The following is a 14,601-nucleotide window of genomic DNA, read 5'->3' on the forward strand; positions in this document are numbered from 1 at the left end:
GCGGGTCGACCGCGGTTAGTTCCAACTCAGCGGCAATGCTTTCAGGGCGAATGTCTTTGACGGAAACGTGATTTCGGGTGTGTAGTCCGGCGGAAATTCGAAGTCGGGGATCTGATTGAGCCATTCCGAGACGATCACGGTCAGCTCGATGCGCGCCAGATGAGAACCCAGGCAACGATGTGGGCCGCCACCAAATCCCCAGTGCCGATGCACTTTTCCGTCCAGAACGATGTCGTCGGTCGAAACCGAATCGGTGCCATCGCGATTGATTGCCGCCATGCACAGCCGCACCTGAGAGCCCGGGGGCAGTGTCATGCCGCCGACTTCGACGTACTCCGTGGTCACCCGAGGGGCTACCGGCGCCGACGGCTCCAGGCGAACGATCTCCTCGATGAAAACCCTTGTGTCTCTGGGATTGCCGCGAAGTTTTGCGCGCAATTCGGGCCGGCGTGCCAATTCGAATAGCGAGAACCCGATCGCCGCGGTCACCGTGTCCAGGCCCGCCAGGATCAACAGATGACTCATGCCCAGCAGCTCGAGATCGGTAAAGTCGCCGTCGCCGGTCATCACTTTCGAGAGCATGTCAGAGCCGGGGTTGCGTCGACGCTGTTGGATAGCGTCGGTGAGATATTCAAACAGCGCCTGCGCCTTTTCGAGATCGGCCTGGTCGAGGGCGGCCTTGTCCGTGTTTAGCGCATTCTTCCAGTCGATCAAACGGTCGCGATCTTCGAGCGGCAGCCCATAAAGGTCCACGAACACCTGGAAAGGGTACAAATTGGCGAAATCCGCTACGGCGTCGCACTCACCGCGGTCGGCAAGTTCGGCGATCATCTCGGCGGCGTGGCGCTCCAGCACCGGCCGCGACTTACTCAGCGCGTGCGGGCTGAAATACGGTTGCAGGATCTTGCGATAGCGCGTGTGCTCCGGCGGATCGAACGCCAGCGGCACCACCGGCAGGTAGCCCGGGGGCTGCAGCGCCAATCGAGAGGAGAAGACCTTGGGATTGCGCAGCGCAGCCAGCACGTCTTCGCGGCGCGTCAAGTGGTAGCAGCCGTTCATGAACACCACCGGCCCGGCGTCGCGCAATGTCTTCCACCCGCCGGCCCGGTCGGTCGCCATCGGCAGCGAGTAGAAGTCGAGCCGCGGCAGGTAGAACTCGCCTGGCTGGTACTCGCCAAGGGTGCTCATGTGCTGTGTCTCCGCTTGTCTTTCAGTCTGTTTGGTTTTCCGCGTCCCCAACGCAGCCAGACCGCCGCGCCCAAAAACTTTGTCGTCACCGGTTTCTGGTGACACACCAATATCCCATGCGTTTTGACGACGGTGCCATCCGGATGGGCGAGCTCTGATTGCGAGCAGTCTTCTAGACTTTAGCGACCGATTCGCATGTTCCCGGAGCCGTCGGAGGAGGAGACCTCGTGAGGGTTCGTCTCGAAAGGTCGAGATGCGTGGGCCACGCCCAGTGCTACGCCGTCGACCCAGATCTGTTCCCGATTGACGAGTCGGGCTACTCGATCCTCGAAGAACACGAGGTGTCACCCGAGGACGTGGAGTTGATCCGCGACGGGGTGGCCTCCTGCCCGGAAATGGCCCTTTTTCTCGACGAGGACTGACGGCGTTGGTGGCGACCGAGCCGAAACAGGTAAGCGAACCAAAGGTGAACAGCCGGGCCGCGTAAATGAACGCCGGTTGGCCGGGAGTGAACAATGGTTGGCCTGGTGTGAATAGTTGGCATCGCCGGTCGGCGGCGCGGGTATAAGCCATTAATGTTTTCCTCGAGCGGCAGTTCAGCCCAAGTGAGCTGTCGCTTGGTTGCTGATGGCGGGGGTAATCGAGGCGGGATTAGGCGTGACGTTCCTGACCAAATATCCGGGAAACATGGTGGTAGAGCGCCATGCCGGGGTCGGCGGACGGGTGCACCGGACGCTGCCGGATTGCCTGCGCATTGGGTTTGCTGACCCACGGATGCAACTGGCTTCCATGGGGTCACTTCCATGGGGTCAGTAGTCCGGGGGTAGCAGGTGCTGACACGGCCACCAATGGTTCCTAAAGGTTCTTACGCGATAGCCGGGATTGCCAACGCAATCGCGGCCAATTGAGGAGGACGCGGTGTTGGACTTCGGGGCGTTACCGCCCGAAATCAATTCCGGCCGCATGTACGCCGGGCCGGGATCGGGGCCAATGATGGCCGCGGCTGCCGGCTGGGACGGGCTGGCCGCAGAATTGGCCACCGCAGCCAGTGGCTATGACTCGGTGATTTCGGAGCTGACCGGCGGCCCGTGGATCGGGCCGACGTCGCAGAAGATGCTGGCCGCGGTCATACCGTACGTGAGCTGGCTCGGCGCGGCGGCCGGCCAGGCCGAGCTGACGGCCACGCAGGCCCGGGCTGCGGCGGCCGCCTTTGAAGCGGCATTCATGATGACGGTGCCTCCACCGGTGATCGCGGCCAACCGCGTGTTGCTGATGAACCTGATTGCCACCAATTTCTTCGGGCAGAACACGCCGGCGATCGCCGTTACCGAAGCCCAGTACGCCGAGATGTGGGCGCAAGACGCCGGCGCGATGTACGGCTACGCTGCCTCCTCCGCGGTCGCCGCGGATGTCACCCCGTTCGACATACCGCCCAACACCACCACCCCCGACGGCACGGCCGAGCAGGCGCGGGCAGTCAGTAAGGCGACCTCCGAGCCGGCGGCGAGCACTGGGCAGAGTGCGGCGAACGCCACCACCCAGCTCGCCGCGAACGCGACCGTATCCCAAGCGGCGCAGCAAGTTACGGCAGCAGCGGCCGCCGATCCGGCGGCTACCGCGGATCAGCCGTGGTGGGTGCAGTTCCTGGAGAGCTTCTTCACCATCCCCACCCCGGCCAACCCCAACGGGCTCAACGCGAACTTCTTCACCGTTATCTTCAAGAACCTCTCGGGTTTCCCGTACTTCGGGGTGGGGCAGGGCAGCTTCGGCTACTCGATTCAGCAGCAGATGACGTTCGGTCTCGGTAGCACCGCGGGTGCCCAGGGTGCCTGGTTTCCCACACCTCAGTTCGCCGGGCTGGCTGCGCTGGGCGGTGGCCACCCCGGTGGCCTTGCGGCAGCCAACCTCGCCTCGTCGATCAAGGTCGGCGGGTTGTCCGTGCCGTCGAGCTGGGGCACTGCGCCCGGGGCGCTCGAGGAACAGGCCATCCGCGCGACCACGGTCAACTACGCCACCAGCGCAGGACCGGCCAACAACGGCGTCCTGCAGGGCATGCCCATGACCGGCGCCGGACGCCGCGGCGCCGCCGGCTTCACTCACAAATACGGCTTCAAACGATCCGTACTCATCCGACCCCCATCCGCCGGGTAGCTGCCATGACGATTTGAATCTCGGAAAAAAGTGTCTGCCAGATGAACAGAGGTTGTCCGGGTCTGAACAGTTCGCAGCGAGGCGGCATGGCCGACGGCGATCGAACTACCGTCATCAATAACAGAGCCCGCCGGTGTTTGTGCCGGACGGTTAATGAGGAGGGAAGCACATGTCGTTTGTGACAGCGCAGCCAGAAGCGTTGGCGGCGGCGGCGGGTACGTTGCAGGGTATCGGTACGGCGCTGAGCGCCCAGAATGCTGCGGCCGCAGGCCCGACGACGGGTGTGGTGCCGGCCGCTGCCGACGAGGTGTCGGCGCTGACAGCGGCACAGTTCGCCGCACACGCCCAGATGTACCAGGCGGTCAGTGCTCAGGCCACCGCGATTCACGAACAGTTCGTCAACACCTTGAACACCAGTTCGGGGTCATACGCGCTGACAGAGGCGGCCAACGCGGCCGCGGCGGGCTAAGGGGATCACGATGGTTGATTTTGGGACGTTGCCTCCAGAAGTGAACTCCGCGCGCCTGTATGCCGGTGCGGGTTCGACGTCGCTGACGACGGCGGCTTCCGCGTGGCGTTCGCTTGCCGCGGAGCTTAATTCGGCGGCGTTGGGCTATGAGAACGTGATCACTCAGCTGTCCAGCGAGGAGTGGCTGGGGCCGGCCTCGACGAAGGCGGCACAAGCCTTGACCCCATACGTGACGTGGATGAAGACCACCGCCGCGCAGGCCGAACACACGGCTTCACAGCTCGACTCCGCCTCCGCGGCGTTTGAGACGGCGTTCGCCTCGGTGGTGCCCCCGCCGCTGATCGCGCAGAACCGGGCCTTGTTGGCTCGGGCCAAGGCGACCAACGTGCTGGGTCAAAACAGCGGGGTGATTTCCCAGCTGGAAGCGCAATACGGGCAGTTCTGGGCGCAGGACTCCAGCACGATGTACAACTACGCGGCTCAGTCCTCGAACGCGACCAAGGTGACGACGTTCAAGGATGCGCCCGAGGTGACCACCCAGGACGCCGGGGCCAAGCAGGACGCCGCGGTCTCCTCGGCGTCGGCCACCGGGGCGGGCAATGCCGCGAATGCGATCCAGCAGACGCCCAAGACGCTGGCGACCGCGGCGACACCCGCAGCGGCGGCAGCGGCCACCCCGGCGACCGATCCCTTGACCGAGATGTGGTTCCTGTTGACGGGGCAATCTTCCTTGCCCACCAGTTTTGCCTCGTTTGTCAACGGGCTGAGCCCGTTTGCGGGTTTTGCGTATAACACCGAGGGTCTGCCCTACTTCAGTGTTGGTATGGGTAACAGTGGTGTGCAGATCGCGAAAAGTACCGGGCAGCTCGGCGGGGCGGCCGCCAGTGCGGCGGCCGCGGCACCCAAGGGCTTGGCGGGTCTGGGCGGCATGCTCGGCGGCGGCGCGCACGCCGCACCGGCCGTGGCAGCGGGTCTGGGCAATGCGGGCTCGGTCGGCAGGCTGTCGGTGCCGGCGATGTGGTCGGGCGCCGCACCAGCGCTCAGCCACGCCTCGGCCGTCCCGGTCAGCGCGATCAGTGCCGTCCCGGAAGCCGCCGGCTCGGGCAACCTGCTCGGTGGTATGCCCCTGGCCGGCATGGGCGGCTCCCAAGGCCTCGGCGCCTCGGGTCCCCGCTACGGCTTCAAACCCACCGTCATGGCCCGCCCACCCTTCGCCGGCTAAACCCACCCCGGTCCCACCCGAATGCACGTATGACGGCCACGCGGCCGTCATACGTGCATTTCGCTTTGGTTCCTGATGCGGAACCGCCGAGGCATACGCGGAGCCTCGCCCATCGCCCCGGGCAAAGCCTTGCATCGGCACCGTTCGAGTCGGCTTCGTGGCCGTTCACACCACGCCACGGAACCAAGTCAAGCGAGTTTATATGCGAGCGGATTTTTATCGGGCGCTGCAGTTTTCATGCCTGCCGACACGGCGCCAACCGTTGGTGACGACTCTGTCGCGGGGCCGCGCCATTCACGCATTCCCGCAGGTGACGACCTAAATCCACAGCAACGCCGACCGCTGACGGTCGCTTGCGCTGCCGCCGGAAAGGCGGCCCCACCGTGCGGCCATCGGGCAGCCCGCGCGGACGCTTGGCCGCGATGGAGGACCGCGGCGCTCTAGCCTCGCAACGAGCAACTTCGGGTCAAGGTCGTCGACTAATTCCACTTGCGAGGAACACATGCCGTTCGAACCGGACGCTCCGTGACGATGGACTTCGGGGCATTACCGCCAGAGATCAATTCCGGCCTGATGTACACCGGGCCGGGATCGGGCCCAATCATGGCCGCGGCTGCCGGCTGGGACGGGCTGGCCGCAGAATTGGCCACCGCAGCCAGTGGCTATAGCTCGGTCCTTTCCGAGCTGACCAGTGCGCCGTGGATCGGGCCCACGTCGCAGAAGATGCTCGCCGCGGTCGCGCCGTACCAGACTTGGCTCGGCGCCGCGGCCGGCCAGGCCGAGCTGACCGCCAACCAGGCCCGGGCTGCGGCCGCCGCCTACGAGACCGCGTTTACGTTCACGGTGCCTCCACCGGTGATCGCGGCCAACCGCGTGTTGCTGATGAACCTGATTGCCACCAATTTCTTCGGGCAGAACACACCGGCGATCGCCGTTACCGAAACCCAGTACGCCGAAATGTGGGCGCAAGACGCTGGCGCGATGTACGGCTACGCCGCCTCCGCGGCAACCGCCACCGAGCTGCCGCCGTTCGAGTCACCGCCCGACACGACCACCCCGGACGCAGCGGCCGATCAAGCCCTAGCGGTCAGCAAGGCGACCTCCGAGCCGGCGGCGAGCACCGGGCAGAGTGCGGCCAACGCCACCACCCAGCTCGCCGCGAACGCGACCGTATCCCAAGCGGCGCAGCAAGTTACGGCAGCAGCGGCCGCCGATCCGGCGGCTACCGCGGATCAGCCGTGGTGGGAGCAGTTCCTGGAGAGCTTCTTCACCATCCCCACCCCGGCCAACCCCAACGGGCTCAACCCCAACGTCTATACCGTTCTCCTCAAGAACCTCACTGGCTTCCCGTACTTCGGGGTGGGGCAGGGCAGCTTCGGCTACTCGATTCAGCAGCAGATGACGTTCGGTCTCGGTAGCACCGCGGGTGCCCAGGGTGCCTGGTTTCCCACACCTCAGTTCGCCGGCCTGGCTGCGCTGGGCGGTGGCCACCCCGGTGGCCTTGCGGCAGCCAACCTCGCCTCGTCGATCAAGGTCGGCGGGTTGTCCGTGCCGTCGAGCTGGGGCACTGCGCCCGGGGCGCTCGAGGAACAGGCCATCCGCGCGACCACGGTCAACTACGCCACCAGCGCAGGACCGGCCAACAACGGCGTCCTGCAGGGCATGCCCATGACCGGCGCCGGACGCCGCGGCGCCGCCGGCTTCACTCACAAATACGGCTTCAAACGATCCGTACTCATCCGACCCCCATCCGCCGGATGACAGCACGGCAAACGCGCGGGTTTTATCCGCGACAGGATTTTATGGCGGGGCCGCCGCTCGCGGCCTCGCCACACCGAAGCGCGCAGGGTCCGATACCCGCCGGCAGCGTCGCTAACAGCGTCCACATTCCGGTTGTTTGCGCACGTCACGGGCACCGTCCTGAATCGGGCGTATACCTCTGGGAAGACCGGGTCCGGCGTGGCCCCGACCCCCGACGAGGCCGCGCCGTCTCCTCGTTGCTGCCGACGACGATGCCGATCGTCAGTGCAACCCCATTACCGTCTCTCGGTAGCCGGAGCTCGTCTTCGGGATGCCAGCTAACCGCGAGTTCATCGCAGCATTATTCAGTTCTCCCAGTGTCAAGGAGGCTAGGGCATGTCGTTGGTTGATTTTGGGGCGTTGCCGCCGGAGGTGAACTCCGCGCGCCTGTATGCCGGTGCGGGTTCGACGTCGCTGACAACGGCGGCTTCCGCATGGAATTCGCTTGCCGCGGAGCTTAATTCGGCGGCGTTGGGCTATGAGAACGTGATCACTCAGCTGTCCAGCGAGGAGTGGCTGGGGCCTGCCTCGGCGGCGGCGACTCAGGCGCTGACGCCGTATGTCGAGTGGGTAAAGACCACCGCCGCGCAGGCCGAGCAGGCAGCCCAGCAACTCAGCTCCGCCGCGGCGGCGTTTGAGACGGCGTTCGCCTCGGTGGTGCCCCCGCCGCTGATCGCGCAGAACCGGGCCTTGTTGGCTCGGGCCAAGGCGACCAACGTGCTGGGTCAAAACAGCGGGGTGATTTCCCAGCTGGAAGCGCAATACGGGCAGTTCTGGGCCCAAGACGCCAGCACGATGTACAACTACGCGGCTCAGTCCTCGAACGCGACCAAGGTGACGACGTTCAAGGATGCGCCCGAGGTGACCACCCAGGACGCCGGGGCCAAGCAGGACGCCGCGGTCTCCTCGGCGTCGGCCACCGGGGCGGGCAATGCCGCGAATGCGATCCAGCAGACGCCTAAGACGCTGGCGGCCGCGGCGACACCCGCGGCGGCGGCGACCTCGACAACGGACCCGCTCAGCGAGGGATGGTTCCTGTTGACGGGGCAATCTTCCTTGCCCACCAGTTTTGCCTCGTTTGTCAACGGGCTGAGCCCGTTTGCGGGTTTTGCGTATAACACCGAGGGTCTGCCCTACTTCAGTGTTGGTATGGGTAACAGTGGTGTGCAGATCGCGAAAAGTACCGGGCAGCTCGGCGGGGCGGCCGCCAGTGCGGCGGCCGCGGCACCCAAGGGCTTGGCGGGTCTGGGCGGCATGCTTGGCGGCGGCGCGGCACCGGCCGTGGCAGCGGGTCTGGGCAATGCGGGCTCGGTCGGCAGGCTGTCGGTGCCGGCGATGTGGTCGGGCGCCGCACCAGCGCTCAGCCACGCCTCGGCCGTCCCGGTCAGCGCGATCAGTGCCGTCCCGGAAGCCGCCGGCTCGGGCAACCTGCTCGGTGGTATGCCCCTGGCCGGCATGGGCGGCTCCCAAGGCCTCGGCGCCTCGGGTCCCCGCTACGGCTTCAAACCCACCGTCATGGCCCGCCCACCCTTCGCCGGCTGAGTAGTTGCTGGGCCGCGGTCGTGACGGCATCGCATGCGAGCGTATGTGTGCAGGCTGATGCGCGTGGTAGCGAGTCCGCACGCCGCCCCTGGGGACCACGCGAAACCGTTTGCGGTGCTGCGGGTTATCGACGACGAGATTTTATCGCCCCGGCTGCCGCCTCCACCCCCACAACGCGCCTGCCAGCAGGCTTTGGACAACCCGGGAGGCCAGATTGTGCTAGTGCTGTGATTTCGCTGCTCAGGGCCCCCAAACCGGCCCAAACGCTGTTACTGTGTCGTTACCAAAAGTGAATTCGCCGTACCGTTCCGTGAACAATTGCGAACGGGCGGTCTACGGGACAGGCTTTACCGAACACCGTCATCTACTCTCATCAGAGAGTTTGGGGATTATGGAGGAGGAAAAATATGTCGTTCGTGACGACACAGCCGGAGGCTTTGGCCGCGGCAGCCGGGACCCTGCAGGGTATCGGATCTGCTCTTAGCGCCCAAAACGCGGCTGCGGCGGCCCCGACGACCGGGGTGGTGCCGGCAGCTGCCGACGAGGTATCGGCGCTTACCGCGGCGCAGTTCGCCGCACATGCGCAGATGTACCAAGCGGTCAGCGCGCAGGCTACGGCGATTCACGAGCAGTTCGTGAACACGCTGTCGACCAGCTCCGGTTCTTACGCCTTGACCGAGGCCGCCAACGCAGCCGCCGCCGGCTGACCGGTCTGGCCATTTGAAGCTAAGGACGCCCACATCGAAGTGGGCTCCCAGCCAGCCGCACACCGGTCGGGCTAACCCGTCTCGCTAAGCAGACGGTCCGGTGGGTGCTGGTAACGGGAGGGGGGATCATCCTTAGATATACGGTTCGGCAGTTGCGTCACCGCTGCAACTAACCCGACCTATCACCGTCCGTCAGAACAAATCTCGAGAACCGAAGATTAAGGAGATAAGGCAACATGGCAACACGTTTCATGACCGATCCGCACGCGATGCGTGCGATGGCGGGCCGCTTTGAGATGCACGCCCAGACGGTGTCCGACGAGGCTCGCAAGATGTGGTCGTCCTCGATGAACATCGCCGGCGCGGGCTGGAGTGGTCAGGCCCAGGCGACGTCCTACGACACCATGGGTCAGATGAACCAGGCGTTCAACAACATCGTCAACATGCTCCACGGCGTGCGTGACGGACTCATCCGTGACGCCAACAACTACGAGACGCAAGAGCAGGCCTCGCAGCAGGCCCTCAGCCACTAGCCGTAGTAGCTACGGCTGCGTAACCTTCAGACATTAGGAGAAAAACGCTATGAGCATTAACTACCAGTTCGGCGATGTTGACGCCCACGGCGCCCTCATCCGCGCGCAGGCCGCTTCGCTGGAGGCCGAGCACCAGGCCATCGTCCGCGATGTGCTTGCTGCGGGGGACTTCTGGGGCGGTTCCGGTTCGGTGGCTTGCCAGGAGTTCATCACCCAGTTGGGTCGTAACTTCCAGGTGATCTACGAGCAGGCCAACCAGCACGGGCAGAAGGTGCAGAGCGCCGGCAACAACATGGCCAGCACTGACAGCGCCGTCGGGTCCAGCTGGGCCTGACGCCCAAAACTTCAGGCGCGGCAGCACACCATACGTTCGGTGTGCTGCCGCGTCCTGCGGTTACCGTGCACGACGACTTCCCGGGGTATTGATGGATCAGCAGAGCACTCGCACCGATATCACCGTCAACGTTGACGGCTTCTGGATGCTCCAAGCGTTACTCGACATTCGACACGTCGCTCCGGAGCTGCGGTGCCGGCCATATGTATCTACCGACAGCAGTGACTGGCTGAACGAACATCCCGGCATGAAGGTGATGCGCGAGCAGGGCATTGTCGTCGGCGACGAGGTCAATGAAGAAGTGGCGGCGCGGATGCGGGTGCTCGCCGCGCCCGACCTAGAGGTCATCGCGCTGCTGTCGCGAGGCAAACTTCTTTATGGCGTCGTGGACGACGAGAATCAACCCCCGGGTTCTCGCGATATCCCCGACAACGAGTTCCGAGTGGTCCTGGCTCGACGCGGCCAGCACTGGGTATCGGCGGTTCGGGTGGGCGGCGATATCACGGTCGACGACGTCGCCGTCGCGGACAGCGCGTCGATCGCGGCACTCGTACTCGACGGCCTGGAGTCGATTCACCACGCAGAGCCTGCGGCGATCAACGCCGTCAACGTGCCACTGGACGACATGCTGGAAGCCACGAAGTCGTGGCAAGAATCCGGCTTCAACGTGTTCTCCGGCGGGGACTTGCGCCGGATGGGCATCAGCGCCGCCACCGTAGCCGCGCTGGGACAGGCGCTTTCCGACCCGGCCGCGGAGGTTGCTGTGTATGCGCGCCAGTACCGCGATGACGCCAAGGGTCCCAGCGCCTCGGTGCTTTCGCTAAAGGATGGTTCGGGCGGCCGTATCGCTCTTTATCAACAGGCGCGGACCGCGGGTTCGGGGGAGGCCTGGCTGGCCATCTGTCCGGCGACCCCGCAGCTGGTGCAAGTGGGCGTCAAAACCGTGCTGGACACGCTGCCCTACGGCGAGTGGAAGACCCATAGCAGGGTGTGACGAGATGTATCAAATGTTAAGGCTTGTAACGCTTTTGAACTCAACGTGCGGCCAGGCCACCGAGGCGTCATACTTCACTCGTAATAAGCAGCAAATTTAAAAGCAAGTGTCACCGGATTGACGAATCGCGAGGCAGGGTAAATGGAATTGAAAAACGTCGAACTACTACTTGCCGGCACCTCGGTGAGTAGATCGACAGAGCCCTCCGCGCGACTGGCGACCCGGAGCCACACATTCACCACGACAGGGGGTGCAGCCCGATGACTGCGGTAGCTGATGCGCCACAGGCTGATCTCGAGGGAATCTCACAGCCGCGGGCGGTCGTAGTTGGCGTCATGGCCGGCGCGGGTGTCCAGATCGGCGTCCTGTTGGACGCCAACGCCCCCGTCTCGGTGATGACCGACCCGCTGCTGAAAGTGGTCAACAGTCGTTTGCGCGAACTCGGCGAGACTCCGCTGGAGGCGACGGGTCGCGGCAAGTGGGCGCTGTGCCTGGTTGACGGCTCACCCTTGCGGGCCACCCAATCGCTGACGGAGCAAGACGTCCTCGACGGCGACCGGTTGTGGATTCGGTTCGTCGCCGACACCGAAAAGCGCTCGCAGGTCATCGAGCACATTTCCACCGCGGTGTCGCAGAACCTGAGCAAGCGGTTCGCCGCGATCGACCCGGTGGTTGCCGTACAGGTCGGCGCCGCGATGGTGGCCTCCGGTGTCTTTCTCGCCTCGGCGTTGCTGGGCTGGTGGCGCTGGCACCACAACTCGTGGCTGACCACCATTTACGCCGCGGTCATTGCTGCGATCGTGCTGGGCGTTTCGATGATGCTGCTGATGCGCGCTCAATCGCAGAGCGATCGGCGCATCGCCGACATCATGCTGGTGAGCAGCCTCGCACCGCTGACGATCGCGGCGGCCGGGGCGCCACCTGGCGGTGTCGGATCCCCGCACGCGGTGTTGGGCTTCGGTGTCCTCACCATTTCCGCGATACTGGCGCTGCGGTTCACCGGACGCCGGCTGGCGTTGTACACCGCGATCGTCACCGCCAGTTCCTTGACGACGATCGCGGCCTTGGCCCGGATGGTCGCGATGACCAGCGCGGTGACCATGCTGACGACCATCGTGCTGGTCAGCGTGATCGGATACCAATGCGCCCCCGCCATGTCCCGCCGGCTGTCCGGCATCCGGCTGCCCGTTTTCCCGTCGGCCACCAGCCGCTGGGTCTTCGAGGCCCGACCCGACCTGCCCACCACCGTGACCCGCACCGGCGGCGGCCCGCCGGTCCTGGAGGGGCCCGCTTCGGTGCGCGATGTGCTGTTGCAAGCCGAGCGTGCCCGGTCGTTCTTGTCGGGCCTGCTGGTCGGTTTCGGCGTCCTGATGGTGGTCTCGCTGGCTGGGCTGGCGGATCCGCACACCGGGCAAAGGTGGCTGCCGCTCCTGCTGGCCGGCTTCAGCGCTGGTTTCCTGATGCTGCGCGGTCGCTCCTATGTGGATCGCTTGCAGGCGATCACCCTGGCCGGCACGTCCGTGTTGATCGTTGCGACGGTCGTGGTGCGGTATGCGCTCGAGTTGCAATCGCCGCTGTCGGTGTCCGTCTGCGTGGGGATCCTGGTGCTGCTGCCCGCGGCGGGCCTGATGTCTGCGGCGGTCGTCCCGAACAGCATCTACAGCCCGCTGTTCCGCAAGTTTGTGGAATGGATTGAATATGTCTGCCTGATGCCGATCTTCCCGCTGGCATTGTGGTTGATGAATGTTTATGCAGCAATCCGGTACCGGTAACGGCAAGGTGTGGCGTGATCGCGCGTCCCGTGCGGCTGTCGCCGCACTCTTGCTTACGTCGGGTGCACTAGCCGGCTTACCGCCGGCGTACGCGATATCGCCGCCGACGATCGATCCGGCGGCGGTACCGCCGGACGGTGCGCCGGGTCCGCCGGCGCCGATGAAGCAGAACTCGTACTGCACCGAGGTTGGGGTGCTGCCCGGTACCGATTTCAAGCTGCAGCCGAAGTACATGGACATGCTGAATATGCAGGAGGCATGGCAGTTCGGCCGCGGCGCCGGGATCAAGGTTGCCGTCATCGACACCGGGGTGAGTCCGCACCCGAGGTTTCAGCATCTGATCCCCGGTGGGGACTACATCATGGGTGGCGACGGGCTGTCCGACTGCGACGCGCACGGCACCATCGTGGCGTCGATGATCGGTGCGGCGCCGGCCAACGGCGCGGTCCCGCCACCCGCGGCGGGACCACGTAAGCCGGTGACCATTCCCACCACTGAAGCGCCGCCGAAGGCTCCGCCGCCACAGACCGTGACGCTGTCGCCGTTGCCGCAAACGGTGACGATGGTGCCCGCTCCGCCTCAAGAAAACGTGCCACCGTGGATGCCGCAGCCGCCCGCGGCGCCACCGGCCCAGCAGGCCCCAGGCGACCCCGCGGCTCCAGGCGCCCCGACAGCGCCGGCCGCCCCACCGGCACCGGCCGTCCCACCGGCGCCGGCCGCACCGGCGGCCCCTGTTGGTCCGCCGCCCGGCCCGGCCAACCCGGGAGCCGCTGACCACGGCGAGGGAACGGTGACCATTCCCAGCTACTCGGGTGGCGGGCACACGATCCACATCGGTAATCCGCGCCCGCTGGCGCCGACGCCGACACCCGCACCGCCGCCACCGCCCGCGCCTGCGGCGCCGGACGCCTATAGCGGCATTGCCCCCGATGTCGACATCATCTCGATCCGCCAGTCCAGCGGGGCCTTCGGCCTCAAGGACGCCTATACCGGCGACGAGGACCCGCAGACCTCGGCAAAGATCAGTGGCGTCGAAACGATGGCACGCGCCATCGTGCACGCCGCCAACATGGGCGCCTCGGTGATCAACATCTCCGACGTGACCTGCATGAGTGCGCGCAACATCATCGACCAGCGCGCGCTTGGGGCGGCAGTCCGCTACGCCGCGGTGGAAAGGAACGCGGTCATCGTGGCCGCCGCCGGCGACACCAGCAAGAGGGACTGCAAGCAGAACCCGATCTTCGACCCGTTGAAGCCCAAAGACCCGCGGGACTGGAATGCCGTCACCACCGTGGTGACACCGTCCTGGTTCAGCGACTTCGTCCTGACCGTCGGCGCGGTGGACTCGGAAGGTCACCTGCAGACCCAAGGCAGCCAGGGGCAGGGTCCGTCGAGCGTCGCTGGACCGTGGGTGGGGATCGCCGCGCCCGGAAGCGACATCATCGGGCTCTCGCCCCGGGACGACGGCTTGATCAACGCGATTGACGGGCCGGACAACTCGCTGCTTGTTCCGAGCGGTACCAGCTTCTCGGCCGCGATTGTGTCCGGGGTGGCGGCACTCGTCCGCGCCAAGTATCCGCAACTATCGGCATACCAGGTGATCAACCGGTTGGAGCGCACCGCGCGGGCACCGGCCCGCGGGGTCGACAACCAGCTCGGCTACGGGGTCGTCGACCCGGTGGCGGCACTGACGTGGGATGTTCCCGACGGCCCGCTCAAGCCTCCACAGCAACTGTCGATACCGTTGAACGTGCCCAAAGCGCCCCCGCATCGCGACATGCTGCCGGTGTGGGTGGCAGCCGGGGGGTTGACCGGAGCGCTACTGATTGGCGGCGCAGTTTTTGGTATCGCGACGTTGATGAAGCGCCGCAAGCAGCAACAATAAGGGC

At 65.6% G+C, this 14,601-nt stretch carries 13 protein-coding genes; 12 read left to right on the forward strand and 1 reads right to left on the reverse strand.

The genetic code is table 11. The annotated features are described in order from the left end of the window. Positions 1-15: 15 nt before the first annotated feature. The gene (locus OK015_RS15125; protein WP_268124004.1) at positions 16-1,188 is read right to left on the reverse strand and encodes a cytochrome P450; all 1,173 of its coding nucleotides are present in this window, start codon (positions 1,186-1,188) and stop codon (positions 16-18) included. 227 nt (positions 1,189-1,415) lie between these two features. Between OK015_RS15125 and OK015_RS15130 the strand changes: the two genes are divergently transcribed. From OK015_RS15130 to OK015_RS15185, 12 genes are all read left to right on the forward strand, one after another. Then, positions 1,416-1,610, forward strand: coding sequence for a ferredoxin (locus OK015_RS15130; RefSeq protein ID WP_268124006.1), 195 nt, complete (start codon positions 1,416-1,418; stop codon positions 1,608-1,610). Positions 1,611-2,106: 496 nt separating this feature from the next. Next, positions 2,107-3,339, forward strand: coding sequence for a PPE family protein (locus tag OK015_RS15135; protein WP_326498483.1), 1,233 nt, complete (start codon positions 2,107-2,109; stop codon positions 3,337-3,339). A 169-nt stretch (positions 3,340-3,508) separates the two neighbouring features. Next, positions 3,509-3,808: a PE family protein gene (locus OK015_RS15140; protein WP_268124008.1), complete on the forward strand. Its 300-nt coding sequence runs from the start codon at positions 3,509-3,511 to the stop codon at positions 3,806-3,808. Positions 3,809-3,818: 10 nt separating this feature from the next. Next, on the forward strand, positions 3,819-5,030 hold the full coding sequence (locus tag OK015_RS15145; RefSeq protein ID WP_268124010.1) for a PPE family protein: 1,212 nt from the start codon (positions 3,819-3,821) through the stop codon (positions 5,028-5,030). A 531-nt stretch (positions 5,031-5,561) separates the two neighbouring features. Continuing rightward, a complete protein-coding gene (locus OK015_RS15150) occupies positions 5,562-6,791 on the forward strand; it encodes a PPE family protein (protein ID WP_268124012.1) in 1,230 nt (409 codons plus the stop codon). A 375-nt stretch (positions 6,792-7,166) separates the two neighbouring features. Then, a complete protein-coding gene (locus tag OK015_RS15155) occupies positions 7,167-8,372 on the forward strand; it encodes a PPE family protein (protein WP_268124014.1) in 1,206 nt (401 codons plus the stop codon). A gap of 407 nt (positions 8,373-8,779) precedes the next feature. Further along, a complete protein-coding gene (locus tag OK015_RS15160) occupies positions 8,780-9,079 on the forward strand; it encodes a PE family protein (RefSeq protein ID WP_268124016.1) in 300 nt (99 codons plus the stop codon). 236 nt (positions 9,080-9,315) lie between these two features. Beyond that, positions 9,316-9,612, forward strand: a complete 297-nt coding sequence (locus OK015_RS15165; RefSeq protein WP_268124018.1) for a WXG100 family type VII secretion target — start codon at positions 9,316-9,318, stop codon at positions 9,610-9,612. Between the two features lie 49 nt (positions 9,613-9,661). Further along, the gene (locus OK015_RS15170) at positions 9,662-9,946 is read left to right on the forward strand and encodes a WXG100 family type VII secretion target (protein WP_268124020.1); all 285 of its coding nucleotides are present in this window, start codon (positions 9,662-9,664) and stop codon (positions 9,944-9,946) included. 91 nt (positions 9,947-10,037) lie between these two features. After that, entirely contained in the window at positions 10,038-10,940 is a 903-nt protein-coding gene (locus OK015_RS15175; RefSeq protein ID WP_268124022.1) for an ESX secretion-associated protein EspG, read from the forward strand. A 260-nt stretch (positions 10,941-11,200) separates the two neighbouring features. Continuing rightward, a complete protein-coding gene (eccD, locus tag OK015_RS15180) occupies positions 11,201-12,712 on the forward strand; it encodes a type VII secretion integral membrane protein EccD (protein ID WP_268124024.1) in 1,512 nt (503 codons plus the stop codon). Beyond that, positions 12,690-14,597: a S8 family serine peptidase gene (locus OK015_RS15185; protein WP_268124026.1), complete on the forward strand. Its 1,908-nt coding sequence runs from the start codon at positions 12,690-12,692 to the stop codon at positions 14,595-14,597. The genes eccD and OK015_RS15185 overlap by 23 nt, the downstream gene beginning before the upstream one ends. The last annotated feature ends 4 nt before the right edge of the window (positions 14,598-14,601 follow it).

The sequence above is a fragment of the Mycobacterium sp. Aquia_216 genome, assembly GCF_026723865.1.
Taxonomy (GTDB): domain Bacteria; phylum Actinomycetota; class Actinomycetes; order Mycobacteriales; family Mycobacteriaceae; genus Mycobacterium.

Coding starts and splice junctions, on each gene's coding strand:
- OK015_RS15125 (WP_268124004.1), bottom strand. CDS start 1,188: ATGAGCACCCTTGGCGAGTACCAGCCAGGCGAGTTCTACCTGCCGCGG.
- OK015_RS15140 (WP_268124008.1), top strand. CDS start 3,509: ATGTCGTTTGTGACAGCGCAGCCAGAAGCGTTGGCGGCGGCGGCGGGT.
- OK015_RS15145 (WP_268124010.1), top strand. CDS start 3,819: ATGGTTGATTTTGGGACGTTGCCTCCAGAAGTGAACTCCGCGCGCCTG.
- OK015_RS15150 (WP_268124012.1), top strand. CDS start 5,562: ATGGACTTCGGGGCATTACCGCCAGAGATCAATTCCGGCCTGATGTAC.
- OK015_RS15155 (WP_268124014.1), top strand. CDS start 7,167: ATGTCGTTGGTTGATTTTGGGGCGTTGCCGCCGGAGGTGAACTCCGCG.
- OK015_RS15160 (WP_268124016.1), top strand. CDS start 8,780: ATGTCGTTCGTGACGACACAGCCGGAGGCTTTGGCCGCGGCAGCCGGG.
- OK015_RS15165 (WP_268124018.1), top strand. CDS start 9,316: ATGGCAACACGTTTCATGACCGATCCGCACGCGATGCGTGCGATGGCG.
- OK015_RS15170 (WP_268124020.1), top strand. CDS start 9,662: ATGAGCATTAACTACCAGTTCGGCGATGTTGACGCCCACGGCGCCCTC.
- OK015_RS15175 (WP_268124022.1), top strand. CDS start 10,038: ATGGATCAGCAGAGCACTCGCACCGATATCACCGTCAACGTTGACGGC.
- eccD (WP_268124024.1), top strand. CDS start 11,201: ATGACTGCGGTAGCTGATGCGCCACAGGCTGATCTCGAGGGAATCTCA.
- OK015_RS15185 (WP_268124026.1), top strand. CDS start 12,690: ATGCAGCAATCCGGTACCGGTAACGGCAAGGTGTGGCGTGATCGCGCG.